Raw genomic sequence first — 23,165 nt, 5'->3', positions numbered from 1 at the left:
CGCCGGTTGGGCCAGGGCCGCCGCCGGGGCGTTGCAGCTGCACCACGCCCGTGGGCTCGGGCGGTGCCGCCTGCGGCTGGGGCCAGCGGGCGGTGTAGTAGCGGACCGGATCGAAGTCCGACCGGTCGTCGCTGATGAGCAGGTACTCACCTCGCACAGGGTCGTAGTCGATGCCCGACAGGCCGCCGGCCGTGGTGCCCTCTATATGAAGGCGGTGCGGCCAGCGCGCCTCGGCGATCAGGCGCAGCCGGCCGGGGTCCGCATGCGCGGGTGCCGCGCTGCGGCAGGCGCCCAGGCCCAGCGCCAGCATCCCGGCCGTGCCCGCCAGCAGGCGGCGGCGGGTCGACGACAGGGGCGGCAGGGGGAATTTCACTGGCGTGCGCACCTCCCGGAGTCTAGTGCCAGCGCATGGTGGTGTAATGGGGTTGTTGACATCCGCAGAAGTGCGTGCAACAATCGCGGGCTTCGCTTCCAAAAGGCGAAGCTTTCAGCCCAAAGCGGAAGCGCCCCGAGTGGTTCGGGGTGTGGACGACGGGCCCAAGACTGACCGCGGTGTCTCCCTCCTGGAGGCTCATCGGTACAAGTTGGGAATATCAAGAAATGATCCAAACTGAATCCCGGCTCGAAGTGGCCGACAACACAGGCGCGAAATCCGTCCTGTGTATCAAGGTGCTCGGTGGCTCCAAGCGGCGTTATGCCAGCGTGGGCGACGTCATCAAGGTCAGCATCAAGGAAGCCGCTCCGCGTGGTCGCGTCAAGAAGGGCGAGATCTACAGCGCAGTGGTGGTTCGCACCGCCAAGGGCATCCGTCGCGCCGACGGTTCGCTCGTCAAGTTCGACGGCAATGCCGCCGTGCTGCTCAACGCAAAGCTGGAGCCCATCGGCACCCGCATCTTCGGACCGGTCACGCGCGAACTGCGCACCGAGAAGTTCATGAAGATCGTGTCGCTGGCACCCGAAGTTCTCTAAGGACACAACGCCATGAACAAGATTCGCAAAGGCGACCAGGTCATCGTGTTGGCCGGCCGTGACAAGGGCAAGCGGGGCACCGTCTCGCTGCGCAAGGACGACTCGCACGTCGTCATCGAAGGTCTGAACCTCGTCAAGAAGCACACCAAGCCGAACCCGCTCAAGGGTACGACCGGTGGCATCGTCGAGAAGTCCATGCCCATTCACCAATCCAACGTGGCGATCTTCAATGCCGCGACCGGCAAGGCCGATCGCGTGGGCATCAAGATCTCCCAGGGTGCTGACGGCAAGCGCGTGGCTGTTCGCGTCTTCAAGTCCAGCGGCGACGAAATCAAGTTCGCCTAAGAGGTACTCACATGGCACGTCTCCAACAACACTATCGCGAAAAGATCGCGAAAGACCTGACGGAAAAGTTCGGCTACAAGTCGCCGATGCAGGTTCCGCGCCTCACCAAGATCACGCTCAACATGGGTGTGGGTGAAGCAGTCGCCGACAAGAAGGTTCTCGACAACGCTGTCGCCGACCTGACCAAGATCGCTGGCCAGAAGCCCGTGGTCACCAAGTCGAAGAAGGCTATCGCCGGTTTCAAGATCCGCGAAAACCAGCCCATCGGCTGCATGGTCACGCTGCGTGGCGTGCAGATGTATGAGTTCCTGGACCGTTTCGTGACCATCGCGCTGCCGCGTGTTCGCGACTTCCGCGGCATCTCCGGCCGTGCGTTCGACGGCCGTGGCAACTACAACATCGGCGTCAAGGAACAGATCATTTTCCCTGAGATCGAATACGACAAGGTCGATGCCCTGCGCGGTCTCAATATCAGCATCACGACGACGGCCAAGACCGACGAAGAAGCCAAGGCGCTTCTCGCTGGCTTCCGTTTCCCGTTCAAGAACTGAGGTGATCTGTGGCTAAAGCATCTTTGATCCAGCGCGAACTCAAGCGCGACAAGCTGGTTGCCAAGTTCGCTGCGAAGCACGCGGAACTGAAGGCAATCTCCAACGACGTGAAGAAGAGCGACGAAGAGCGCGCTGCTGCCCGCCTGGGCCTGCAGAAGCTCCCGCGCAACGCGAACCCCACGCGTCAGCGCAACCGTTGCGAAATCACCGGTCGCCCCCGTGGCACCTTCCGTCAATTCGGTCTGGCCCGCGCCAAGATCCGCGAACTGGCTTTCAATGGCGACATCCCCGGTGTCACCAAGGCCAGCTGGTAAGCCAGGCAGGAGCAAACAACATGAGCATGAGTGATCCCATTGCCGACCTGCTGACGCGTATCCGTAACGCGCAGATGGTGGCGAAGCCCACCGTGTCGGTCCCCTCTTCCAAGGTGAAGATCGCGATCGCACAAGTCCTGAAGGACGAGGGCTACATCGACAGCTTCCAGGTCAAGACCGAAGCTGGCAAGAGCGAACTCGAAATCGCGCTGAAGTACTACGCTGGCCGTCCGGTCATCGAACGTATCGAGCGTGTGAGCCGCCCTGGCCTGCGTGTCTACAAGGCAAGCTCTTCCATTCCGCAAGTCCAGAACGGCCTCGGCGTTGCGATCGTCACGACCCCCCAGGGCGTGATGACCGACCGCAAGGCTCGCGCCACCGGTGTCGGCGGCGAAGTTCTGTGCTACGTCGCCTAACCGAGACATCGAGGAGTTACTGAAATGTCCCGAGTAGGAAAAATGCCGGTCACCATCCCCGCAGGCGTGGATGTGTCGATCAAGGAAGACCAGATCAGCGTCAAGGGTTCGGGCGGTTCGCTCACCCTGGCTCGCAATGCCCTGGTCAAGGTCGTCAGCAATGACGGCAAGCTGAACTTCGAACCCGCCAACGATTCGCGTGAAGCGAATGCGATGAGCGGCACGATCCGTCAGCTGGTGAACAACATGGTGGTTGGCGTGACCAAGGGCTTCGAGAAGAAGCTCAACCTGGTCGGCGTCGGCTACAAGGCTGCAGCCTCCAACAACAAGTTGAACCTGCAAGTCGGTTACTCGCACCCGGTCAACATCGACATGCCCCAAGGCATCACGGTGGCCACCGCGACCCCGACCGAAATCGTGATCAAGGGTGCTGACCGTCAGCGCGTTGGTCAAATCGCCGCTGAGATCCGCGCTGTTCGTCCGCCCGAGCCCTACAAGGGCAAGGGTATCCGTTATTCGGACGAGAAGATCGTGATCAAAGAGACCAAGAAGAAGTAAGGGGCAGCAAAATGATGTTGACCAAAAAAGCACAGCGTCTTCGCCGCTCGCGCCAGACCCGCATTCGCATCGCGACGCAGGGCGTGGCCCGTCTGACGGTGAACCGCACCAACCTGCACATCTACGCCACCGTCATCTCCGACGACGGCACCAAGGTGATTGCAACCGCATCGACGGCAGAAGCCGAAGTGCGTACCTCGCTCGGCGGTTCGGGCAAGGGCGGCAATGCCGCCGCAGCCACCGCGTCGGCAAGCGCATCGCTGAAAAGGCGAAGGCTGCCGGCGTCGAGAAGGTCGCTTTCGACCGCGCAGGTTTCGCCTACCACGGCCGCGTCAAGGCGCTGGCCGAGGCAGCCCGCGAAGCGGCCTGCAGTTCTAACCGGACACGAGATTCAAAATGGCAAAGATTCAGGCAAGAACGCAGAACGAGGCCCCGAGGACGGTTTGCGCGAGAAGATGATCGCGATCAACCGCGTCACCAAGGTGGTGAAGGGTGGTCGTATCCTCGGTTTCGCAGCTCTCACCGTGGTCGGTGACGGCGACGGCCGCGTCGGCATGGGCAAGGGCAAGTCCAAGGAAGTGCCCGCTGCAGTGCAAAAGGCGATGGAAGAAGCACGTCGCAACCTGCTGAAGGTTTCGATCAAGAACGGCACGCTGCATCACCAGGTGCAAGGCCACCATGGCGCCGCAACCGTCGTGATGTACCCGGCCCCCAAGGGTACCGGCATCATCGCCGGCGGCCCGATGCGCGCCGTGTTCGAAGTGATGGGCATCACCGACATCGTGGCCAAGAGCCATGGTTCGTCGAACCCCTACAACATGGTTCGCGCCACGCTCGACGGGTTGAAGAACTCGACGACCGCTGGTCAGGTGGCTGCCAAGCGCGGCCTCACCGTCGAAGAAATCTTCGCTTGAGCGCAAGCCTGAAAGAAGTATTGAAATGACGACGCAACAACAAACCCTCAAGGTCCAATTGGTCAAGAGCCCGATCGGTACCAAGGAATCGCATCGCGCGACCGTGCGTGGCCTCGGCCTGCGCAAGCTCAACAGCGTGAGCGAGCTGCAAGACACCCCCGCGGTGCGCGGCATGATCAACAAGATCAGTTATCTGGTCAAAGTTCTGTAAGAGAGACTGATATGGAACTCAATGGCATCAAGCCGGCAGCCGGCGCCAAGCACGCCAAGCGTCGCGTTGGCCGCGGTATCGGCTCCGGTATCGGCAAGACCGCGGGTCGCGGTCACAAGGGTCAGAAGTCGCGCGCTGGCGGTTTCCACAAGGTTGGTTTCGAAGGCGGCCAAATGCCGCTGCAACGTCGCCTGCCCAAGCGTGGTTTCAAGTCGCACCTGCTGAAGTTCAACGCCGAAGTCACGCTGACTGCCCTCGAGCAGCTCGGCCTGGCCGAAGTCGATGTGCTGGCACTGAAGCAAGCGGGCCTCGTGGGCCAGCTCGCCAAGGTCGTCAAGATCATCAAGACCGGTGAACTGACCAAGGCCGTCAAGCTGACGGGCGTGGGCGCGACCGCTGGTGCCAAGGCTGCTGTCGAAGCAGCCGGCGGCAGCTTCGCCTGATATCACCATCGGACTGAAAGAAGTTCTTCGTGGCAACTAACGCGGCAACGATCGCAAAAACAGGCAAGTTCGGCGACCTTCGTCGTCGGCTCGTGTTTTTGCTGCTCGCGCTCGTGGTCTACCGGATTGGCGCGCACATTCCTGTGCCGGGTATCAACCCGGACCAGCTGGCAGCGTTGTTCCAGGGCCAGCAGGGCGGCATTCTGAGCCTGTTCAACATGTTCTCGGGCGGGGCGCTGTCGCGCTTCACCGTGTTCGCGTTGGGGATCATGCCGTACATCTCGGCGTCGATCATCATGCAGCTGATGACCTACGTGCTTCCGACCTTCGAGCAATTGAAGAAGGAAGGCGAGGCCGGTCGCCGCAAGATCACGCAGTACACGCGCTATGGCGCGCTGGGTCTGGCACTGTTCCAGTCGTTCAGCATCGCGGTGGCACTCGAGTCGTCGGCCGGTCTGGTCATCGCTCCCGGTTTCGGCTTCCGCCTGACCGCCATGGTGAGCCTGACGGCTGGTTCGATGTTCCTGATGTGGCTCGGCGAGCAGATCACCGAACGCGGCCTGGGCAACGGCATCTCGATCCTGATCTTTGCAGGTATCGCGGCTGGCCTGCCGAACGCCATTGGCGGTCTGGCTTCGCTGGTGACCACCGGTGCGATGAACCCGATCATTGCGCTGTTCATCATCGCTGTCGTGGTGCTCGTCACCTACTTCGTGGTGTTCGTGGAACGCGGTCAGCGCAAGATCCTCGTGAACTATGCGCGGCGCCAGGTCGGCAACAAGGTGTATGGCGGTCAGTCGTCGCACCTGCCCCTGAAGCTGAACATGGCCGGTGTGATTCCGCCGATCTTCGCCTCGTCGATCATCCTGCTGCCCGCAACGGTGGTTGGCTGGTTCAGCACTGGTGAAGGTGGTTTCCGCTGGATCAAGGATGTTGCCGGCGCACTGCGTCCGGGCGAGCCGATCTACGTGCTGCTGTACGCCGCTGCGATCGTTTTCTTCTGCTTCTTCTACACGGCACTCGTGTTCAACAGCAAGGAAACGGCCGACAACCTGAAGAAGAGTGGTGCATTCATTCCAGGCATTCGCCCGGGTGACCAGACCGCTCGCTATATCGACAAGATTCTGGTTCGCCTGACGTTGGCCGGCGCGGTGTACATCACCTTCGTCTGCCTGCTGCCCGAGTTCCTGATCCTGAAGTACAACGTGCCGTTCTACTTCGGTGGTACCTCCCTGCTGATCATCGTGGTCGTCACGATGGACTTCATGGCCCAGGTGCAAAACTACATGATGTCCCAGCAGTACGAATCGCTGCTGAAGAAGGCTAACTTCAAGACATCGTAGGGCTGTGAGTTTTCAGTATTGAGTCCGGGCGGTAGACCGCCACGTTAAACAGTTTTAGGAGAATGAAATGAGAGTTTCGGCTTCGGTCAAAACCATCTGCCGTAATTGCAAGGTCATCCGCCGTAAAGGTGTGGTGCGTGTGATTTGCACCGACCCGCGCCACAAGCAGCGCCAGGGTTGATTGAAGAGTATTAGAGGACGCACATGGCACGTATTGCTGGCATCAACATTCCGCCGCACAAGCACGCTGAAATCGGTCTGACGGCCATCTTCGGCATCGGTCGCACCCGCGCCCGTCAAATCTGCGAAGCGAGCGGCATCGAATATTCGAAGAAGATCAAGGATCTGACCGACGGCGATCTCGAGAAGATCCGTGATCAGATCGCTCTGTTCACCATCGAAGGCGATCTGCGTCGCGAGACGACGATGAACATCAAGCGTTTGATGGACATCGGCTGCTATCGCGGCTTCCGTCACCGTCGCGGCCTGCCGATGCGCGGCCAGCGCACGCGCACCAACGCCCGCACCCGCAAGGGTCCGCGCAAGGCTGCGCAGTCCCTGAAGAAATAAGGATAGATCAGCATGGCTAAAGCACCTGCAAACAACGCCGCACAGCGCGTTCGCAAGAAGGTTCGCAAGAACGTTGCGGACGGTATCGCCCACGTGCATGCCTCGTTCAACAACACCATCATCACGATCACCGATCGCCAGGGCAACGCCCTGTCGTGGGCTTCGTCGGGTGGCCAGGGCTTCAAGGGCTCGCGCAAGTCGACCCCGTTCGCTGCGCAGGTGGCTTCCGAAGTTGCCGGCCGTGCTGCTGTCGAACAAGGTATCAAGAACCTCGACGTCGAGATCAAGGGCCCCGGCCCCGGTCGCGAATCGTCGGTGCGCGCCCTGGCTGCGCTCGGCATCCGGATCAATTCCATTGCCGACGTGACGCCCGTTCCGCACAACGGCTGCCGTCCCCAGAAGCGTCGCCGCATCTGATCGTCAGCTCGCAAGGCGCAGCCAGCTTTTTCAAGCGGCTGCGCATTTGTTTTTTATCTAAGCCCACTGCCACTCGCGTCTTGCAGGTGGCTCCCGCAGGCAACTGCGGCAGATAGTACAAAGGAAGAATCGTGGCACGTTACCTCGGCCCCAAGGCCAAACTTTCCCGCCGTGAAGGCACCGACCTGTTCCTGAAGAGCGCCCGCCGCTCCATCCAGGACAAGGCCAAGTTCGACTCCAAGCCCGGCCAGCACGGTCGCACTTCGGGTCAGCGCACGTCGGACTACGGTCTGCAACTGCGCGAAAAGCAGAAGGTCAAGCGCATGTACGGCGTGCTGGAAAAGCAATTCCGCCGCTACTTCGAAGAAGCCGATCGCCGTCGTGGCAACACCGGCGCCAACCTGCTGTTCATCCTCGAATCGCGCCTGGACAACGTCGTCTACCGCATGGGCTTCGGCTCGACCCGCGCCGAAGCGCCAGCTCGTGTCGCACAAGGCGATCACGGTGAACGGTCAGTCGGTCAACATCCCGTCGTACCTGGTCAAGACCGGTGACGTGATCGCCGTGCGCGACAAGTCGAAGAAGCAGAACCGCATCGTCGAAGCGCTGCAACTCGCCCAGCAAGTCGGTATTCCGGCCTGGGTCGACGTGAACGCCGACAAGGCCGAAGGCACGTTCAAGAAGGTGCCCGATCGCGACGAATTCGCAGCCGACATCAACGAATCGCTGATCGTCGAACTGTATTCGCGTTGATTTTTTCTACCCGCCTGCGCGCCTTTGCGCCGGCGGGAGATTGTTATTGTTGTTCACGTTCCTGCTCCGCGCTTCGTCGCGGATCAGGTGCTTCACCAGCCTTACCGGTGTAACGAGCCGGGGGTATTGAGAGGAAGTCTGCATGCAAACCACCCTGCTGAAACCCAAGACCATTCAGGTCGAGCAACTTGCCCCGAACAAGGCCAAGGTCACGCTCGAGCCTTTCGAGCGCGGCTACGGCCACACGCTCGGCAACGCGCTGCGTCGCGTTCTGCTGTCGTCCATGGTGGGCTACTCGGCCACCGAAGTCACGATCGCTGGCGTTCTGCATGAGTACTCGTCGATCGACGGCGTGCAGGAAGATGTCGTCAACATCCTTCTGAACCTCAAGGGCGTGGTGTTCAAGCTCCACAACCGCGACGAAGTCACGCTGAGCCTGCGCAAGGACGGCGAAGGCCCGGTCCTGGCATCGGACATCCAGACCCCGCACGACGTCGAGATCATCAACCCCGACCACGTGATCGCGCACCTGTCGCAAGGCGGCAAGCTCGACATGCAGATCAAGGTCGAAAAGGGTCGCGGCTACGTGCCCGGCACGATGCGCCGCTACGCGGACGAGCCGACCAAGTCGATCGGCCGCATCGTTCTGGACGCCTCGTTCTCGCCCGTCAAGCGCGTGAGCTACACGGTCGAAAGCGCCCGTGTCGAACAGCGTACCGACCTGGACAAGCTGCTGGTCGAGATCGAAACCAACGGCGCGATCACCGCGGAAGACGCAGTGCGCGCTTCGGCTAAAATCCTGGTTGAACAGCTCGCCGTGTTCGCGCAGCTCGAAGGCGGCGAACTGGCTGCATTCGATGCACCGGCACCGCGCAGCGCACAGCAATTCGACCCGATCCTGCTGCGCCCTGTCGACGAGCTCGAACTCACCGTGCGTTCGGCCAACTGCCTGAAGGCCGAAAACATTTACTACATCGGTGATCTGATCCAGCGCACCGAAAACGAGCTGCTCAAGACCCCCAACCTGGGTCGCAAGTCGCTCAACGAAATCAAGGAAGTCCTCGCTTCGCGCGGCCTGACCTTGGGTATGAAGCTCGAAAGCTGGCCGCCGGCCGGCCTCGACAAGCGTTAATTTGAATTTGGCTCGGATAAGAGCCAGTGCACCGGGCAGTACCTGATACGGCTGCCTGTTTTTATAAAGTAAAGGAAAAGCACCATGCGTCACGGACACGGACTTCGCAAACTCAATCGCACCAGCTCGCACCGCCTTGCGATGCTGCAAAACATGATGAATTCGCTCATCGAGCACGAAGTCATCAAGACCACGGTCCCCAAGGCCAAGGAACTGCGCCGCGTCATCGAACCGATGATCACGCTCGCCAAGAAGCCCACGCTCGCCAACAAGCGCCTGGCCTTCGACCGCCTGCGCGACCGCGACAGCGTCGTGAAGCTCTTCGCCGATCTGGGCCCGCGTTTCGCAGCCCGTCCGGGCGGCTACACGCGCATCCTGAAGATGGGTTTCCGCGTGGGCGACAACGCGCCGATGGCGCTGGTCGAACTCGTCGACCGTCCTGAAATTAAAGATGCAGCCGCCGACCAAAGCGCTGCAGAATAAGCTATAATCTATACTTGCCGCGCGATGGAGCAGCCTGGTAGCTCGTTGGGCTCATAACCCAAAGGTCGCAAGTTCAAATCTTGCTCGCGCAACCAATTTAAAAAGCCCTTTGAAGAAATTCAAAGGGCTTTTTTCTTTGGCCGGTAAACGAATTGAAAAAGCCCTCGCAATGAGGGCTTTTTTGTTTCCGGAAATTACTTCTTCTTTTCCTTCTTTCAGCCGTGCCAGGCCGAGCAGCGGATCACGCTGCAGAAGTTTCCGCGGTGGAAGTGCGGCTCCTTGTCCGCGATCACATCCGCCTTGACGTTGCCGAAAGTCGTCTGCGGCTTGTGTCGGATGCCGTCGTAGAAGGCCTGGATGATGTCCTCCTTGAAGTGTTCGGTACGCGGATGGGCGTGCACGACCCGCGTGCGCTCGGCCTCGCTGTATTCCTTGTAGGTCAGGCCCAGCACGTCCATCTCGACGCCGGCCGTGACCAGCGCCACCACGGGATGCATGTGCTGCGGAATCCCCGGCGTGGTGTGCAGCGCGATCGCGGTCCACACCAGGTCGATGTCCTGCTGCGAGATCCCGTGGCCGCGCAAGAAGTCGCGCGCCACGTTGGCACCGTCAACCTCGAAGCGCTCGTTCGCGCTGCTGTGCTGCTTCACCAGCCCCATGTCGTGGAACATCGCACCGGCGTACAGCAGCTCGGGGTCGAAGGTCAGTCCGCGGTGTTTGCCCGCCAGCGCGCCGAAGTAGTAGACCCGGCTCGAGTGGTGAAACAGCAGCGCGGGCGCCGTGTCCCGAACCACTTCGGTGATCTCGCGCGCGAGCCGGCTGTCGGGGATGCGGACCCCTTCGATGTCCGTGGTCGTTTCAGTGGTCGTCGTCAAAGCCATGTGGATTTCTCCTGTGAGTGTGAAAACCACTTTAGGAGTCGGCTACAGTGGCTTCAATAGACGTGAAGCGGCGAATCCAGCCATTAGCGTACAGAAGCAGACACCATGCGCGCCCCACGAACCATCGCCATCCTCGCCATGCCCGGCGTCCAGTTGCTGGACGTCTCGGGCCCGCTCGACGTCTTCGCGGAAGCGAACGTGCAAGCGGGTGTGGCGGCCTACAGGCTGCTCGTCGTCGGCAGCCGAAAGGGCGCCATTCGCAGTTCGTCGGGCGTGCGCCTGATGCCCGATGCCGTGATCGGGGACGACGGCATCGGCCCGGTCCACACCTTGCTGGTGGCGGGCTCGCCGCATGCGGAAAACGCGGCGTCAGACATCGGCGTCAACGCCTGGTTGCGTCGGCTCGCACCGAAGACCCGGCGCTTCGGCTCGGTGTGCAGCGGCGCCTTCGTGCTCGCGCGCGCCGGCCTGCTTGACGGCCGCCGCGTCACCACGCACTGGGCCGTGGCGCAACAACTGGCGCAGGACTTCCCCTCGGTCACGGTCGACGCCGACGCCATCCACGTGCGCGACGGTCGCCTGCGCACGGCGGCGGGTGTCACGGCAGGCCTGGATCTCGCGCTGGCCCTGGTCGAAGAAGACCTGGGCCGAGAGATCGCCATGAAGGTCGCCGCCCAACTCGTCATGTTCTTCAAGCGCCCCGGCGGCCAGATGCAGTTCAGCCGCAAGGGCGAGGCGGCACCCACCGGCCGCTCCGCCTTGCAGGAGGTTCAACGCTGGGTTGCCGCCAACCCCGCCATGGATCACAGCATCACGCGCCTATCGGCGCGCATGGGCCTCAGCGAGCGGCATTTCGCGCGCCTGTTCAAGCAGGAAGTGGGCGTCGCGCCCGCGGCGTGGGTGGAAGACGTTCGCGTGGCTGCCGCACGCCGCCTGCTCGAGGCCGGCGATGCCGCGCCCAAGCAGGTGGCATCGCTGTGCGGCTTTGCCGATGCCGACACGCTGCGGCGCGCGTTCCAGCGCCGGATCGGCATCACGCCCGCGGAGTACCGCAAGCGCAACGCCCATTCGGCCATCAGTCCGGAATGACCGCCGTGACTTCGATCTCGACCTTCGCGCGGTGCTCCACCAGCGCCGCCACCTGCACGCAGGTCATGGCCGGGAAGTTGCGCCCCATCGCGTCGCGATAGACCGGGCCCAGCTCGGCCAGGCGGCGGCTGTATTCGTCGCGGTCCGTCACGTACCAGGTCATGCGCACCATGTGCTCGGGGCCGGCGCCCGCTTCGCGCAGCACCTCGACGATGTTGCGCAGCGTCTGGCCGCACTGGTCGATGAAGTCGTCCGACTCGAATTGCTGCTGGCCGTTCCAGCCGACCTGTCCGCCGACGAACACCATGGTGCCGCGCGCCGCGATGCCGTTTGCATAGCCCTTGGGAGGCAACCAGCCCGGGGGCTGCAAGAGTTTGTTCATCATGATGTGCTGTTGAGTTGTCTCAGTTTGAATCGCTGGAGCTTGCCGGTCTCGGTGCGCGGAAGCACCGTCACGAACTCGATCTCGCGCGGGTATTTGAAAGGCGCGATCGTTGCCTTCACGTGGTCCTGCAGCGCCTTCACGAGGGCCGCATCGCCTTCATTGCCCGGCTTGAGCACGCAGAAGGCCTTGACGATCATGCCGCGGTCGGCGTCGGGCTTGCCGATCACGCCGCACTCGGCCACGGCCGGGTGCTTGAGCAGTGCATCTTCGACCTCCGGGCCGCCGACGTTGTAGCCGGCCGTGATGATCATGTCGTCGGCGCGGGCCTGGTAGAAGAAGTAGCCGTCGTCGTCCTGCACGAACGAATCGCCGGGGTAGTTCCAGCCGTTCTTCACGTAGTCGGCCTGGCGCGGATCTTCGAGATAGCGGCAGCCCACGGGCCCCTGTAGCGCCAGCTTGCCGACCGTGCCGCGCGGCACTTCGTTGCCTTCGTCGTCCACCACTTTCGCGGTGAAGCCCGGCACTGCCTTGCCGACGGCGCCCCGGCGCACCTCGTTGCCCGCGGCGGAAATGTAGATGTGGAACACCTCGGTGCCGCCGATGCCGTCGAGCATCTCGATGCCCGTGGCCTCCTTCCACAGCTGCCGCGTGGCGTCGGGCAATGCTTCACCGGCGCTCACGCTGATGCGCAGGCTCGGCATGCCGTGCTGCTTCACGAACGGCGCCATCTGGCGGTAGAACGTGGGCGCGGTGTAGCTGATGGTCGCGCCGACCTGGTTGATCAGCTTCACGAGCCCTTCGGGCGTGAACGGCGCATCGGGAAAGTACACCGAGGCACCGGCCCACATCGGGAACACCAGCAACCCGCCGAGCCCGAAGGTGAAGGCAGCGGCGGCGAGCCCACCACGATGTCGTCGCTGCGTGCCTTCAGCACGTGGCGGGGCCAGGTCTCGCACATGGCGAGCACGTCGCGGTGCGTGGTCACGGGCGCCTTCGGCTTGCCCGTGGTGCCCGACGTGAACGCGAGCAGCGCGATGTCGTCGGCCGCCGTGGGGCAGGCCGTGAACACGCCGCTCTTTGCCGCGGCGCGCGCGGAGAGCGAGTCCGCCGCGTCGGGCTTGTTGAACGCGATCACCGTGGCGAGCACCGGATGCTCCCTCTGCGCCGTCGCGAGCTCGTCGAGCAGGCGGCCGTCGCACAACGCGGCCACGGGCTGCGCCTTCTCGATGATGTCGCCGAGCTCTTTCGCACGCAGCAGCGGCATGGTCGCCACGGCGATCAGTCCCGCCTTCACCACGGCGAGCCATGCGAGCGCCATTGCCACCGAGTTGCCGCCACGCAGCAGCACGCGGTTGCCCGGCACCAGCCCGAGGTCTTCCGTGAGCACCAGCGCGATGCGGTTGACCTCGACGGCCGCTTGCGAATACGTCAGCGTGCCCTCGGGCGAGCGCAGCATCGGGTTGTCGCCGAAGCCCTTGGCCGCTGCCTTGTCGAGCAACTCCTCGACCAGGTTCAGCTGGTCGGGCAGCCGCAGCTCGGGCAGGTCATAGCGAAAGACAGGCAGCTGCGCGGCAGGCGGCAGGCGGTCGTGAACGAAGCGGTCGACTTGGGCAGACACGGTATTTATCCCCGCAGAACGGATTTGCCAATGATCAGTTGTTGAACCTCCGTCGCGCCTTCGTAGATGCGCAGCGAGCGGATGTCGCGGTAGAGGCTCTCAATCTTCGTGCCAACCTTCACGCCGAGGCCGCCGTGCATCTGCAGCGCCATGTCGATCACGCGGCTCGCGTTTTCTGTGGCGCACATCTTGGCCATGGCGGCCGCGGCCGACACGTCGCCCACGGCGGGCGCGCCGCGTTTTTCGGCGTCGTCGCGCATCCATGCGGCGCGGTACGTGAGCAACGCGGCGCTGTCGATCAGCGCGGCCATCTCGCCGAGCTTGGCCTGCGTGAGCTGGAAGTCCGCGAGCGTCTGGCCGAACATGCGGCGGTTCTTCGAATGCGAGATCGCTTCCGCCAATGCACGGCGCCCCATGCCCAGCGCGGCAGCCGCCACCGATGCACGAAAGATGTCGAGCGTGCGCATCGCGAGCTTGAAGCCGCCGTTGAGCTCGCCCAGTTGCGCGGTGCGCGGCACCACGCAGTTGTCGAAGCGCAAGGTGGCCAGCGGGTGCGGCGCCATCACGTCGATGTGCGCGGAGGTGTCCAGCCCCGGCGTCGTCGCGTCGACGATGAATGCGGTGATGCCGCGCGTGCCGCCCGTGGGTTCGGTCTTCGCGAACACGCAGTAGAAGTCGGCGATGCCGCCGTTGCTGATCCAGGTCTTCTCGCCGTTGAGCTTCCAGCCGTCAGGCGTGGCTTCGGCGCGCATGGCCATCGCGCCCACGTCGGAGCCTGCCTCGGGTTCGCTGAGCGCGAAGGCCGCGATCTTGCTGCCCTTGGCCACGGCCGTCAGGTAGTTCGCGTGCTGCGCCGGCGTGCCCGCGAGCGTGATCGCGCCGCTGCCCAGGCCCTGCATCGCGAATGCGAAATCGGCCAGCGGCGAATGGAAGGCGAGCGTTTCGCGCAGCAGCACGAGCGCGCGCGAGTCGAGCCGCTCGAGCGCGCCGCCCGACGAGCCCGGCACGGCATAGCGCAGCCAGCCGCCGGCGCCCAGGCGCTGCACCCAGTCGCGGCAGGCCGCGCGGTCGTCGTGTTCGTCGATCTCTTGCGACGCGGCCCAGGGCAGCAGGCCCTCGGCCAGTTCGTGGTGCGCCGCATCGAAGAAGGGCAGCGCGAGGTGCGTGGTCGATGGCGGCGCGGGAGCTTGGTCATCATGATGTCAGTCTCCGCCGAACACGGGCTTCTTCTTGGCCGCGAAGGCTTCGTAAGCGCGCTTGAAGTCTTCGGTCTGCATGCAGATGGCCTGTGCCTGCGCCTCGGCCTCGATGGCCTGGTCGATGGTCATCGACCATTCCTGCGCGAGCATGGTCTTGGTCATGCCGTGCGCGAAAGTGGGGCCTTCGGCCAGGTCGCGCGCCACCTTGGTGGCCGCTTCGAGCAACGCATCGCTTTCGTGCAGCGCGTTGAAGAAGCCCCAGGCGTGGCCTTCCTGCGACGTCATGGCGCGGCCCGTGAACAGCAGCTCCGACGCACGGCCCTGGCCGATCACGCGCGGCAGCAGCGCGCAGGCGCCCATGTCCGCACCGGCCAGGCCGACACGCGTGAAGAGAAACGCGGTGCGCGTGGCGGGCGAGCCGTAGCGCAAGTCGCAGGCCAGCGCGATCATCGCGCCGGCGCCGGCGCACACGCCGTCGATCGCGCCGACGATGGGCTGCGGGCATGCGCGAATGGCCTTCACCAGGTCGCCCGTCATGCGCGTGAACTCCAGCAGCTCGGGCATGCGCATGCCGGTCAACGGGCCGATGATCTCGTGCACGTCGCCGCCCGAGCAGAAGTTGCCGCCCGCGCCGGTCACCACGATCACCTTCACGTCGGTCGCGTAGTTCAGCGCGCGGAACAGGTCGCGCAGCTCGGCGTACGAGTCGAAGGTCAGCGGGTTCTTGCGCTCGGGGCGGTTCAGCGTGATGGTGCCGACGCCGTTGTCGTAGCTCCATGCGAAGTGCTCGGCCTTGTAGGCTGCCTTCGCTTCGAATTGCGCGCGCATGGGATTGCCTGCGCCGATGTAGTGCTTCATTCGGTCTCCGCCATCGATTGGTTGTGTGAGTGTTGCTTGACCTTGCCAAGCAGCTTGTGGAGCTGCGTGATCTCTTTGCTGCTGAGGCCCGCGAAGGCCTCGACGATCCAGTCTTCGTGCTGCTGCGCCATCTCGTTGAAGAGCTTGCGTCCGCGCGGCGTGAGGCGCACGCGCCATGCGCGGCGGTCGCCCTCGACGTTGATGCGCTCCACCAGCCCTTCGGTCACGAGCTGGTCGGTGATGCCCGTGACGTTGCCGCCCGTGACCATCATGCGGCGCGAGAGTTCGTTCATCTTCAGGCCGTCGGGCGAGCGCTCGAGTTGCGACATCAGGTCGAAGCGCGGCAGCGTGGTCGTGAACTGCGAGCGCAGTTCGTTGCGCACCTGCTTTTCGATCAGCTGGGTGCAGGTGAGCAGCCGCAGCCAGAGGCGCAGGGCTTCGGGGTGTTCGCTGTGCGCGCGCGCTTCGAGGTCCATGTCAGTGCGTCTCCTCGCTGTTCTGCGCCGCCATGGCCGCATTGGCCGCGGCGGCGAGTTGCTGTTGCTTGGCGATCTCGCGGTACATCTGGTCGCGGCCGCTCAGGTACTGCTTGGGCCAGTCGACGTCGCGGCTTTGCAGCTTGGCCGCTTCGTGCAGCGTCCACGCCGGGTCGGCCAGGTGCGGGCGCGCAATGGCGCACAGGTCGGCGCGGCCGGCCGCGATGATGCTGTTGGCCTGGTCGGCGTCGGTGATGGCGCCCACCGCGATGGTCGAGATGCCGACCTCGTTGCGGATGCGGTCCGAGAACGGCGTCTGGTACATGCGGCCGTACACCGGCTTGGCGGCGCGCGTGGTCTGGCCCGAGGACACGTCGATGAAGTCGGCGCCGGCTTCCTTGAAGAGACGCGCAACCACCACGCGTCGGCATCGGTGTTGCCGCCGGGCGCCCAGTCGTGCGCGGAGATGCGCACGCTCATGGGCTTGTCGGCAGGCCACACGGCGCGCATGGCGCGGAACACTTCGAGCGGGTAGCGGCAGCGTGCTTCGATGTCGCCGCCGTATTCGTCGGTGCGCTGGTTGGTGAGCGGGCTGATGAAGGCCGACAGCAGGTAGCCGTGCGCGCAGTGCAGCTCGAGCCAGTCGAAGCCGCATTCGAGCGTGCGGCGCGTCGAATCGACGAACTGGTCGCGCAGCGTGTCCATCTCGGCGCGCGTGATGGCGGCCGGCAGCTGGTTCTGTTCGCCGTAGGGCACGGCACTGGCGCCGAGCAAGGGCCAGTTGCCGTCTTCGAGCGGCTCGTCGGTGCCTTCCCAGCCCACGCGGGTGGAGCCCTTGGGGCCGCTGTGGCCGAGCTGCATCGCGATCTTCGCGCTCGACTGCGTGTGCACGAAATCGACGATGCGCTTGAACGCGGCCTGTTGCGTGTCGTTGTACAGGCCCGTGCAGGCCGGCGTGATGCGGCCTTCGGGCGTCGGGCTCGTCATTTCGACGAACACCATGGCGGCGCCGCCGAGCGCGCGCGCGCCCAGGTGCACCAGCAGGAAGTCTTGCGGCACGCCGTCGACCGCGCTGTAGGTGGCCATCGGCGACACCAGGATGCGGTTCTTCAGCGTGAGGCCGCGCACCTTGTAGGGCATGAGCATGGGCGCCACGGCCTTGCCGCCCGCGAGCCACTGCTCGTAGCCGCCGAGCCATTGCGTGTCGCGCACGCGCAGGTTCTCGTGGCTGATGCGCTGCGAGCGCGTGAGCAGCGAATACGCGAACTGCTCGATCTCCATGCCCGTGTAGCGCGGCACGTTCTCGAACCACTCGGTGGAGTTGCGCGCGGCGTTCTGGATCTTCAGCACCTCGACGCTTCGGCGCGCCTCGTAGCCTTCGAGCACGTGGTCGACGGTGCCGCCCTGTTCGAATTCATTGGCCAGGTCGATGGCGTCTTCCAGCGCGAGCTTGGTGCCCGAGCCGATCGAGAAGTGCGCCGTGTGCGCGGCGTCGCCCATCAGCACCACGGGCACCGAGCGGCCCTCGACGTCGATGCGGTGCGTCCAGCGCTCGCACACCACGCGCGGAAAGCGGATCCAGTTGGCCGAGCCGCGCAGGTGCGTGGCGTTGCTGATGAGCGAGTGGCCGCCCAGGTACTTGGAGAACAGCTTCTCGCAGAAGGCGATGGCCTCGGGCTGCTCCATCTGGTCGAGGCCGTGGGCCTTCCACACGGCCTCGGGCGTCTCGACGATGAAGGTCGAGGTCTTGTCGTCGAACTGGTAGGCGTGGGCCTGGAACCAGCCGTGCTCGGTCTGTTCGAAGGCGAAGGTGAAGGCGTCGAAGGTCTGGTGCGTGCCCAGCCACACGAAGCGGCATTCGCGCAGGTCGACGTCGGGCATGAACACCTCGGCGTAGCGCTGGCGGATGCGGCTGTTCAGCCGTCGCTGGCAATGACCAGGTCGGCGTTGTACCTGGCGGCAATGGCCTGGTCGTCGGTGGCGTCGGTCTCGAACACGAGGTCCACGCCCAGCGCCAGGCAGCGCTCCTGCAGGATGTTCAGGAGCCGCTTGCGGCCGATGCCGCAGAAGCCGTGGCCGCCCGAGCGCACCTGGCGGCCCTTGAAGAACACCTGGATGTCGTCCCAGTGGTGGAACTCGTTGCCGATGAGCGCGGCGGTTTCGGCATCGGCCGCGCGCAGGTTGCCCAGCGTCTGGTCGCTCAGCACCACGCCCCAGCCGAAGGTGTCGAAGGGGCGGTTGCGTTCGACCACCGTGATCTGCAGCGCCGGGTTGCGCGCCTTCATCAACAGGGCGAAGTACAGGCCTGCCGGCCCGCCGCCGATGCACAGGATGCGTTGGAGGTCCGAGGCGGGAGCGGGGGTGACCGTGCTGAGGCTGTTCATGGTTGAATAGTTTAGGCATAAACAATCTGCTGTCAATGCTGGTTGGTAACAGGGTCCGGCGCGCGTTTCGGGGTTTTGGCCGACACGGGTAGTCATGCAAAAACTTGGAAAAATCAATACCATGGGCCCCATGCAAAACTTGATACCCAAGATCGAGTCGCAGCTGGCTTCGCTGCCTGTCCCCATCGCGCTGGAGTTGCCAGATGGCCGGCGCGTTGCCCAGGCGGGGGCCCGCGTCACGCTGGCTTTCAAGGAGTGGACGGTGCTGGCCAAGCTGGCGGCCCGGCAGGTGGGGGCCATCGGCGAGGCATACGTCGAGGGCAAGGTGCAGATCGAGGGCGCCATGCGCGACCTGATCGACGCCACCGTCGGCCTGCTGCCCGGCAACCCGGCCGAAACCGACACCAGCTGGTGGAGCCGCCTGCAGCACATGGCCAAGTCGCACGGCTCGCACTCGCTGCGCAAGGACGCGGCGCAGATCGAGTTCCACTACGACGTTTCCGACGACTTCTATGCGCTGTGGCTGGACCCGCGCCGGGTCTATTCGTGTGCGTACTTCCGTACGCCCGACCTCACGCTGGCCCAGGCGCAGGAGGCCAAGCTCGACCACATCTGCCGCAAGCTCATGCTGCAGCCCGGCGAGCGCTACCTGGACATCGGCTCCGGCTGGGGCGCGCTGCTGCTGTGGGCGGCCGAGCACTATGGCGTGGATGCCACCGGCATCACGCTGTCACGCAACCAGCATGCGCACGTGCAGCGGCTGATCGAAGAAAAGGGCCTGCAGGGGCGCGTGCGCGTCGAATTGCGCGACTACCGCGAGCTGTCGGTGGAGCAGCCCTTCGACAAGATCTCCTCGGTGGGCATGTTCGAGCACGTGGGCGCGGCCAACATGCCGACCTACTTCCGCAAGATCCATTCGCTGCTGAAGCCCGGCGGCCTGGTCATGAACCACGGCATCACCTCGGGCGAGCTCAACTACCGCCAGCTGGGCGCGGGCATGGGCGACTTCATCGAAAAATACATCTTCCCGGGCGGCGAACTGCTGCACGTGACGCACGTGCTGCGCGAAACCGCCGCGGCCGGGCTGGAGATGGTCGACACCGAAAGCCTGCGCCCACATTACGCGCGCACGCTGTGGGCCTGGTCGGATGCGCTGGAGTCGCAGCTGGGCACGGCGCTCGACGTGCTGCAGCGCAGCGGAGGGCGCCAGGGCGAGAACGCCGAGCGCATCCTGCGGGCCTACCGCCTGTACCTGGCGGGCTCGGCCATGAGCTTCGAGCAGGGCTGGATCTCGCTGCACCAGATGCTGTCGATCAAGCCCGACGGCAAGGTCGAGCACGGCACCTTGCGCGGCGCCCAATCGGTGTACCCTTTTGCCCGTGACTACATCTACAAGTGAGTGAAAAACACCATGCTCTATCGTTTCCAGTCCCGGGCTTCCGCTGATTTCGTGATGCTCGAAGTGCATGCGCGCCAACTGCTCGACATCGTCGGCAAGTCGGTCGCGCCGCAAGGCATCATCACGGTCGAGCAGATTCCCGGCGCCATCGCCGCACTCGAGGCCGCACTGGCCCGCGAGGGCAGCAATGCCCACAACCACGACGACTACGCCGTCGAAGGCCATGCCAACGAGGCCGAGAAGCAGCATGTCGGACTGCACCAGCGTGCAGCCCCCCTGCTTCACATGCTCAAGGATTCGCTGGCCGACAAGAAGGACGTGACCTGGAAGACCTGAGCGTCTTCTTCAGCAGTTCAGTCGACCTTCGCGCCGGAGTCCTTCACCACCTTCGCCCACTTCACGTGTTCGCTCGCTATGAGCTTGGTGAAGTCGGCGGGTGAATTGCCGCTCGGGATCGCGCCCTGCGCGAGCATCTTCTCCTTCAGGGCCGGCGTGCCCAGCGACTTGGCCACTTCCTGCTGAATGCGGTTCACGACCTCGGGCGGCGTGCCGGCCGGCGCCAGCAGACCGAACCACGAGCTTGCCTCGAAGCCCTTGAGCGACGGGCCGCCCACTTCTTCCACCGTCGGAATGTCCGGCAGCGCCGGCGAACGCTGCGCGCTCGTCACCGCCAGCGCGGTGAGCTTGCCGGCCTTGATCTGCGCCATCGACGAGGGCAGGTTGTCGAACATCACGTCGCGTTGCCGCCCACCATGTCCAGCAGCGCCGGGCCCGAGCCCTTGTACGGAATGTGGGCCATGAACGTGCCCGTCATGCTCTTGAACAGCTCGCCCGCCAGGTGGATCGACGTGCCGCTGCCGCTGGACGCCATGTTCAGCTTGCCGGGGTTGGCCTTGGCGTACTTGATGAAGTCCTGCACGTTGTGGATGTTCAGCGCCTTGGCCTTCTCGGCGTTCATTTCCATCACGTTGGGCACGGCGGCGACCAGCGTGATCGGCGCGAAGTCCTTGATCGGGTCGAAGGGCAGCTTGGGGTAGAGCGCGCGGTTGATGCCGTGCGTGCCCACCGTGCCCATCAGCAGCGTGTAGCCGTCGTTGGGCGCGCGCGCCACGATTTCGGCGCCCAGGTTGCCGCCCGCGCCGCCGCGGTTGTCGACGATGAACTGCTGGCCGAAGGCCTTCGACAGCTCGGGCGCGACCGCGCGCGCCAGGATGTCGGTGGTGCCGCCGGCCGCGAACGGCACGACGATGCGCACCGGCTTGGTCGGCCAGTTGCTCTGGGCCCACGAAGGGGCGGCCATCAGCGTGAGGGCGGTGGCGACAGAGGCCGCGAGCGCCGTCCGGCGGCTCAGCGGGGAAAGGAAGGAGAAAGAAGTCATGCGCGCGTTTGTACCCGGGGCGGGTTTCCGCGTCGCGAGTGAAAACCCCTTGAACCGCCGGGTCAGCCGACCTGCATGCGCTGCGCGAAGCCTTCGCTGCGAAAACGCGCGAGCACGAAGTCGATGAACACGCGCGTCTTGGGCGGCAGCAGCTTCTTGCTCGGGTAGTACAGCCACACCGCGCCGGCGTCCTGGAACCACTCGGGCAGCAGCCGCACCAGCTCGCCGCCGCGCAACCCGCGCTCCACGAAAGGCATCGGCAGCATCGCCACGCCCAGCCCCATGAGCGCGGCGTGCGCGATGGCCTCGGGGTCGTTGAAGATGGCGCGCGGCCGGGGCAGGTCGACCGTGGCTTCCTCGTCGCCGGAGTCGGCACTGGTTCCAGCGCGCACGCGGCGCAGCGTCCAGCCGCGCACCCGGCCCGTGGGCGACGAGCGGCGCAGCAGCGTGTCCAGCGCCGCCAGCTCCTGCGGATGCCGGGGCATCGCGCGCCCTGCCATGTAGCGCGGCGAGGCCACCGCCACCACGTGGATGCGCGCCAGCTCGCGCGCCACCAGCCCGGCCGACAGCTCGATGCCGCCGCCGATGGCCGCGTCGAAGCCCTCGCCGACCAGGTCGACCTGCTGGTTGTCGAAATGCCAGTCCGGCAGGATGGCCGGGTAGCGCGCCAGGAAGTCGCCCATCATCGGCAGCACATGCTCGCGCCCGAGGCCTGGCCCATGCTCACCTTGAGCGTGCCGGCGGGCTGGCCGTCGTCGGTGGCGATGCCGGCCACGGCCTCCTGCAGCGTGGCCAGCGCGCCGCCCACCTGCGCCAGGAAGCGCTCGCCGCCCTCGGTCAGCGTCAGGCTGCGCGTGCTGCGCTGGAACAGCCGCACGCCCAGCCGCGCCTCGAGCCGCGCCACGTTCTTGCTGACCGCCGCCGGCGTGAGCCCCAGGCGCCGAGCGGCCGCCGAGAAGCTGCCGCCCTCGGCGCTCTGCACGAAGGATTCCAGGTGGCTGAGCGGCTCCATGCGCGCATTTTGAGCTTGATCTTCAACTTTGGGTTGAATTTGATTGCCGCTATTGATGGCTACCGCGAAGGGAATGAAAGCCGGAGACTGAAGGCCTTCCTCCAACAGATCGGAAAAAATCATGGCTTCCAATACCGCTTCTTCTTCTTCTTCTTCCTCCTCCTCCCTCGTGCTGGCCGGCAAGGTCGCCTTCGTCACCGGCGGCTCGCGTGGCATCGGCGCCGCCATCGTGCGCCGGCTGGCCCGCGACGGCGCCGCCGTGGCCTTCAGCTACAGCAGCGCCGCCGCCCAGGCCGACGAGCTGGTTCGCGCCGTCCAGGCCGAAGGCGGCCGCGCCTTCGCGCTGAAGATCGACAGCGCCGACGCCGACGCGCTCAAGGCCGGCATCGACCAGGCCGCCAAGCACTTCGGCGGGCGCATCGACATCCTGGTCAACAACGCGGGCGTGCTGCACCTGGGCCCCGTCGACCAGCTCACGCTGGCCGATTTCGACCACACCATCGCGGTCAACGTGCGCGCCGTGTTCGTGGCCATCCAGGCCGCGCTGGCGCACATGGGCACGGGTGGGCGCATCGTGAACATCAGCAGCACCAACGCCGAGCGCATGCCCTTTGCCGGCGGCAGCGTCTATGCCATGAGCAAGTCGGCGCTGACCGGCCTGGTGCAGGGCCTGTCGCGCGACCTCGGCCCGCGCGGCATCACGGTCAACAACGTGCAGCCCGGCCCGGTCGACACCGCCCTGAACCCCGCCGACGGCCCGATGGCCGCCACCATGCACGGCTTCATGGCCATCGGGCGCCACGGCCACGCCGACGAGATCGCCGGCATGGTCGCCTACCTGGCCAGCCCCGAAGCCGCGTTCGTGACCGGCGCCGGCCTGAACATCGACGGCGGCTTCGCGGCGTGATGACGCAACCCGTGCTGGCCGGCAAGGCCGCTTTCGTCACTGGCGGCTCGCGCGGCATCGGCGCGGCCATCGTGCGCCGGCTGGCGCGCGACGGCGCGCCGTGGCCTTCGGCTTCGTGAGCGCGCAGGCCGAGGCCGACGCGCTGGCCAACGAGATCCGC

The 23,165-nt window shown here is 64.9% G+C and carries 24 protein-coding genes, 1 tRNA gene and 8 pseudogenes; 23 read left to right on the top strand and 10 right to left on the bottom strand.

What is annotated here, in order from left to right; all coding sequences use genetic code 11:
- Positions 1 to 373: esterase-like activity of phytase family protein (locus BMG07_RS31270; protein ID WP_307867136.1), on the bottom strand; the 373-nt coding region annotated here is incomplete at its 3' end.
- Between the two features lie 227 nt (positions 374 to 600).
- Between BMG07_RS31270 and rplN the strand changes: the two genes are divergently transcribed.
- The 18 genes and pseudogenes from rplN to BMG07_RS31180 all read left to right on the top strand — a co-directional run bounded on the left by rplN (position 601) and on the right by BMG07_RS31180 (position 9,514).
- Complete coding sequence (gene rplN, locus BMG07_RS31265) at positions 601 to 969, top strand: 50S ribosomal protein L14 (protein ID WP_009124801.1); 369 nt, start codon at positions 601 to 603, stop codon at positions 967 to 969.
- 12 nt (positions 970 to 981) lie between these two features.
- Positions 982 to 1,314 carry a 50S ribosomal protein L24 gene (gene rplX / locus BMG07_RS31260; RefSeq protein ID WP_130427180.1) on the top strand — a complete coding sequence of 111 codons (333 nt, stop codon included), beginning with the start codon at positions 982 to 984 and terminating at the stop codon, positions 1,312 to 1,314.
- Between the two features lie 11 nt (positions 1,315 to 1,325).
- On the top strand, positions 1,326 to 1,865 hold the full coding sequence (gene rplE, locus BMG07_RS31255) for a 50S ribosomal protein L5 (protein WP_013544114.1): 540 nt from the start codon (positions 1,326 to 1,328) through the stop codon (positions 1,863 to 1,865).
- Positions 1,866 to 1,873: 8 nt separating this feature from the next.
- Positions 1,874 to 2,179, top strand: coding sequence for a 30S ribosomal protein S14 (gene rpsN, locus BMG07_RS31250; protein ID WP_042577476.1), 306 nt, complete (start codon positions 1,874 to 1,876; stop codon positions 2,177 to 2,179).
- Between the two features lie 20 nt (positions 2,180 to 2,199).
- Positions 2,200 to 2,595: a 30S ribosomal protein S8 gene (gene rpsH / locus BMG07_RS31245; RefSeq protein WP_198087766.1), complete on the top strand. Its 396-nt coding sequence runs from the start codon at positions 2,200 to 2,202 to the stop codon at positions 2,593 to 2,595.
- Between the two features lie 24 nt (positions 2,596 to 2,619).
- On the top strand, positions 2,620 to 3,153 hold the full coding sequence (gene rplF / locus BMG07_RS31240) for a 50S ribosomal protein L6 (protein WP_198087765.1): 534 nt from the start codon (positions 2,620 to 2,622) through the stop codon (positions 3,151 to 3,153).
- A 14-nt stretch (positions 3,154 to 3,167) separates the two neighbouring features.
- Positions 3,168 to 3,517, top strand: a pseudogene (gene rplR / locus BMG07_RS31235) (50S ribosomal protein L18); the annotation flags it as partial.
- Between the two features lie 32 nt (positions 3,518 to 3,549).
- A pseudogene (gene rpsE / locus BMG07_RS31230) lies at positions 3,550 to 4,067 on the top strand (30S ribosomal protein S5).
- 25 nt (positions 4,068 to 4,092) lie between these two features.
- Positions 4,093 to 4,278 (top strand): 50S ribosomal protein L30, encoded by a 186-nt coding sequence (gene rpmD / locus BMG07_RS31225; RefSeq protein ID WP_009124818.1) that lies wholly within the window; start codon positions 4,093 to 4,095, stop codon positions 4,276 to 4,278.
- Positions 4,279 to 4,289: 11 nt separating this feature from the next.
- Positions 4,290 to 4,721: a 50S ribosomal protein L15 gene (gene rplO / locus BMG07_RS31220; protein ID WP_198087763.1), complete on the top strand. Its 432-nt coding sequence runs from the start codon at positions 4,290 to 4,292 to the stop codon at positions 4,719 to 4,721.
- Between the two features lie 29 nt (positions 4,722 to 4,750).
- Positions 4,751 to 6,064, top strand: a complete 1,314-nt coding sequence (gene secY, locus BMG07_RS31215) for a preprotein translocase subunit SecY (RefSeq protein WP_009124822.1) — start codon at positions 4,751 to 4,753, stop codon at positions 6,062 to 6,064.
- A 67-nt stretch (positions 6,065 to 6,131) separates the two neighbouring features.
- A complete protein-coding gene (rpmJ, locus tag BMG07_RS31210) occupies positions 6,132 to 6,245 on the top strand; it encodes a 50S ribosomal protein L36 (protein WP_013544106.1) in 114 nt (37 codons plus the stop codon).
- A 23-nt stretch (positions 6,246 to 6,268) separates the two neighbouring features.
- A complete protein-coding gene (rpsM, locus tag BMG07_RS31205) occupies positions 6,269 to 6,634 on the top strand; it encodes a 30S ribosomal protein S13 (RefSeq protein ID WP_093243005.1) in 366 nt (121 codons plus the stop codon).
- A 12-nt stretch (positions 6,635 to 6,646) separates the two neighbouring features.
- The gene (rpsK, locus tag BMG07_RS31200) at positions 6,647 to 7,051 is read left to right on the top strand and encodes a 30S ribosomal protein S11 (RefSeq protein WP_009124825.1); all 405 of its coding nucleotides are present in this window, start codon (positions 6,647 to 6,649) and stop codon (positions 7,049 to 7,051) included.
- 131 nt (positions 7,052 to 7,182) lie between these two features.
- Positions 7,183 to 7,804 (top strand): annotated as a pseudogene (rpsD, locus tag BMG07_RS43155) (30S ribosomal protein S4).
- 142 nt (positions 7,805 to 7,946) lie between these two features.
- Positions 7,947 to 8,936, top strand: a complete 990-nt coding sequence (locus BMG07_RS31190) for a DNA-directed RNA polymerase subunit alpha (RefSeq protein ID WP_093059385.1) — start codon at positions 7,947 to 7,949, stop codon at positions 8,934 to 8,936.
- An 84-nt stretch (positions 8,937 to 9,020) separates the two neighbouring features.
- Positions 9,021 to 9,419, top strand: a complete 399-nt coding sequence (gene rplQ, locus BMG07_RS31185) for a 50S ribosomal protein L17 (protein WP_198087762.1) — start codon at positions 9,021 to 9,023, stop codon at positions 9,417 to 9,419.
- Between the two features lie 18 nt (positions 9,420 to 9,437).
- Positions 9,438 to 9,514, top strand: a tRNA-Met gene (locus tag BMG07_RS31180).
- Between the two features lie 120 nt (positions 9,515 to 9,634).
- Here the strand turns inward: BMG07_RS31180 and BMG07_RS31175 are convergent.
- Complete coding sequence (locus BMG07_RS31175) at positions 9,635 to 10,300, bottom strand: HD domain-containing protein (RefSeq protein ID WP_198087761.1); 666 nt, start codon at positions 10,298 to 10,300, stop codon at positions 9,635 to 9,637.
- Positions 10,301 to 10,405: 105 nt separating this feature from the next.
- On the opposite strand from BMG07_RS31175, the gene BMG07_RS31170 reads away from it, so the two are divergent.
- Complete coding sequence (locus BMG07_RS31170; RefSeq protein WP_198087760.1) at positions 10,406 to 11,389, top strand: GlxA family transcriptional regulator; 984 nt, start codon at positions 10,406 to 10,408, stop codon at positions 11,387 to 11,389.
- Here BMG07_RS31170 and BMG07_RS31165 read toward each other — a convergent pair.
- The 6 genes and pseudogenes from BMG07_RS31165 to BMG07_RS31140 form a co-directional block, all read right to left on the bottom strand.
- Complete coding sequence (locus BMG07_RS31165) at positions 11,376 to 11,774, bottom strand: RidA family protein (protein ID WP_198087759.1); 399 nt, start codon at positions 11,772 to 11,774, stop codon at positions 11,376 to 11,378. The genes BMG07_RS31170 and BMG07_RS31165 overlap by 14 nt on opposite strands.
- Positions 11,771 to 13,392: pseudogene (locus tag BMG07_RS31160) on the bottom strand (AMP-binding protein). Before BMG07_RS31160 ends, BMG07_RS31165 begins: the two are co-directional and overlap by 4 nt.
- 5 nt (positions 13,393 to 13,397) lie before the next feature.
- Positions 13,398 to 14,546, bottom strand: a complete 1,149-nt coding sequence (locus tag BMG07_RS31155) for an acyl-CoA dehydrogenase family protein (RefSeq protein WP_198087767.1) — start codon at positions 14,544 to 14,546, stop codon at positions 13,398 to 13,400.
- 48 nt (positions 14,547 to 14,594) lie between these two features.
- A complete protein-coding gene (locus tag BMG07_RS31150) occupies positions 14,595 to 15,449 on the bottom strand; it encodes an enoyl-CoA hydratase family protein (protein ID WP_198087758.1) in 855 nt (284 codons plus the stop codon).
- Positions 15,446 to 15,925, bottom strand: coding sequence for a MarR family winged helix-turn-helix transcriptional regulator (locus tag BMG07_RS31145; RefSeq protein ID WP_198087757.1), 480 nt, complete (start codon positions 15,923 to 15,925; stop codon positions 15,446 to 15,448). The genes BMG07_RS31150 and BMG07_RS31145 overlap by 4 nt, the downstream gene beginning before the upstream one ends.
- Position 15,926: 1 nt before the next feature.
- Positions 15,927 to 18,309: pseudogene (locus BMG07_RS31140) on the bottom strand (bifunctional salicylyl-CoA 5-hydroxylase/oxidoreductase).
- Positions 18,310 to 18,439: 130 nt separating this feature from the next.
- Between BMG07_RS31140 and BMG07_RS31135 the strand changes: the two are divergent.
- Positions 18,440 to 19,708, top strand: a complete 1,269-nt coding sequence (locus tag BMG07_RS31135; protein ID WP_198087756.1) for a class I SAM-dependent methyltransferase — start codon at positions 18,440 to 18,442, stop codon at positions 19,706 to 19,708.
- Between the two features lie 12 nt (positions 19,709 to 19,720).
- Positions 19,721 to 20,044 carry a DUF1840 domain-containing protein gene (locus tag BMG07_RS31130; protein ID WP_198087755.1) on the top strand — a complete coding sequence of 108 codons (324 nt, stop codon included), beginning with the start codon at positions 19,721 to 19,723 and terminating at the stop codon, positions 20,042 to 20,044.
- A 17-nt stretch (positions 20,045 to 20,061) separates the two neighbouring features.
- Here BMG07_RS31130 and BMG07_RS31125 read toward each other — a convergent pair.
- Both BMG07_RS31125 and BMG07_RS31120 read right to left on the bottom strand, forming a co-directional pair.
- Positions 20,062 to 21,008 (bottom strand): annotated as a pseudogene (locus BMG07_RS31125) (Bug family tripartite tricarboxylate transporter substrate binding protein).
- Positions 21,009 to 21,148: 140 nt separating this feature from the next.
- A pseudogene (locus BMG07_RS31120) lies at positions 21,149 to 22,098 on the bottom strand (LysR family transcriptional regulator).
- Positions 22,099 to 22,219: 121 nt separating this feature from the next.
- Between BMG07_RS31120 and BMG07_RS31115 the strand changes: the two are divergent.
- Together BMG07_RS31115 and BMG07_RS45150 are read left to right on the top strand one after the other, a co-directional pair.
- Positions 22,220 to 23,005 (top strand): SDR family oxidoreductase, encoded by a 786-nt coding sequence (locus BMG07_RS31115; protein WP_198087754.1) that lies wholly within the window; start codon positions 22,220 to 22,222, stop codon positions 23,003 to 23,005.
- Positions 23,005 to 23,165: pseudogene (locus tag BMG07_RS45150) on the top strand (SDR family NAD(P)-dependent oxidoreductase); the annotation flags it as partial. The gene BMG07_RS31115 and the pseudogene BMG07_RS45150, both read left to right, overlap by 1 nt.

Origin of the sequence: Variovorax sp. E3, from assembly GCF_016082275.1 — a bacterium.
Taxonomy (GTDB): Bacteria; Pseudomonadota; Gammaproteobacteria; order Burkholderiales; family Burkholderiaceae_C; genus Variovorax.
Note: the sequence above shows the minus strand (reverse complement) of the source record. Positions and strands in the feature narration are given on the sequence as shown.

Coding starts and splice junctions, on each gene's coding strand:
- BMG07_RS31150 (WP_198087758.1), bottom strand. CDS start 15,449: ATGAAGCACTACATCGGCGCAGGCAATCCCATGCGCGCGCAATTCGAA.
- BMG07_RS31190 (WP_093059385.1), top strand. CDS start 7,947: ATGCAAACCACCCTGCTGAAACCCAAGACCATTCAGGTCGAGCAACTT.
- BMG07_RS31170 (WP_198087760.1), top strand. CDS start 10,406: ATGCGCGCCCCACGAACCATCGCCATCCTCGCCATGCCCGGCGTCCAG.
- rpsK (WP_009124825.1), top strand. CDS start 6,647: ATGGCTAAAGCACCTGCAAACAACGCCGCACAGCGCGTTCGCAAGAAG.
- rplO (WP_198087763.1), top strand. CDS start 4,290: ATGGAACTCAATGGCATCAAGCCGGCAGCCGGCGCCAAGCACGCCAAG.
- rpsM (WP_093243005.1), top strand. CDS start 6,269: ATGGCACGTATTGCTGGCATCAACATTCCGCCGCACAAGCACGCTGAA.
- BMG07_RS31145 (WP_198087757.1), bottom strand. CDS start 15,925: ATGGACCTCGAAGCGCGCGCGCACAGCGAACACCCCGAAGCCCTGCGC.
- rplQ (WP_198087762.1), top strand. CDS start 9,021: ATGCGTCACGGACACGGACTTCGCAAACTCAATCGCACCAGCTCGCAC.
- BMG07_RS31115 (WP_198087754.1), top strand. CDS start 22,220: ATGGCTTCCAATACCGCTTCTTCTTCTTCTTCTTCCTCCTCCTCCCTC.
- BMG07_RS31135 (WP_198087756.1), top strand. CDS start 18,440: ATGCAAAACTTGATACCCAAGATCGAGTCGCAGCTGGCTTCGCTGCCT.
- BMG07_RS31175 (WP_198087761.1), bottom strand. CDS start 10,300: ATGGCTTTGACGACGACCACTGAAACGACCACGGACATCGAAGGGGTC.
- rplN (WP_009124801.1), top strand. CDS start 601: ATGATCCAAACTGAATCCCGGCTCGAAGTGGCCGACAACACAGGCGCG.
- rpmJ (WP_013544106.1), top strand. CDS start 6,132: ATGAGAGTTTCGGCTTCGGTCAAAACCATCTGCCGTAATTGCAAGGTC.
- BMG07_RS31130 (WP_198087755.1), top strand. CDS start 19,721: ATGCTCTATCGTTTCCAGTCCCGGGCTTCCGCTGATTTCGTGATGCTC.
- rplE (WP_013544114.1), top strand. CDS start 1,326: ATGGCACGTCTCCAACAACACTATCGCGAAAAGATCGCGAAAGACCTG.
- BMG07_RS31165 (WP_198087759.1), bottom strand. CDS start 11,774: ATGATGAACAAACTCTTGCAGCCCCCGGGCTGGTTGCCTCCCAAGGGC.
- rpsH (WP_198087766.1), top strand. CDS start 2,200: ATGAGCATGAGTGATCCCATTGCCGACCTGCTGACGCGTATCCGTAAC.
- rpmD (WP_009124818.1), top strand. CDS start 4,093: ATGACGACGCAACAACAAACCCTCAAGGTCCAATTGGTCAAGAGCCCG.
- rplX (WP_130427180.1), top strand. CDS start 982: ATGAACAAGATTCGCAAAGGCGACCAGGTCATCGTGTTGGCCGGCCGT.
- rplF (WP_198087765.1), top strand. CDS start 2,620: ATGTCCCGAGTAGGAAAAATGCCGGTCACCATCCCCGCAGGCGTGGAT.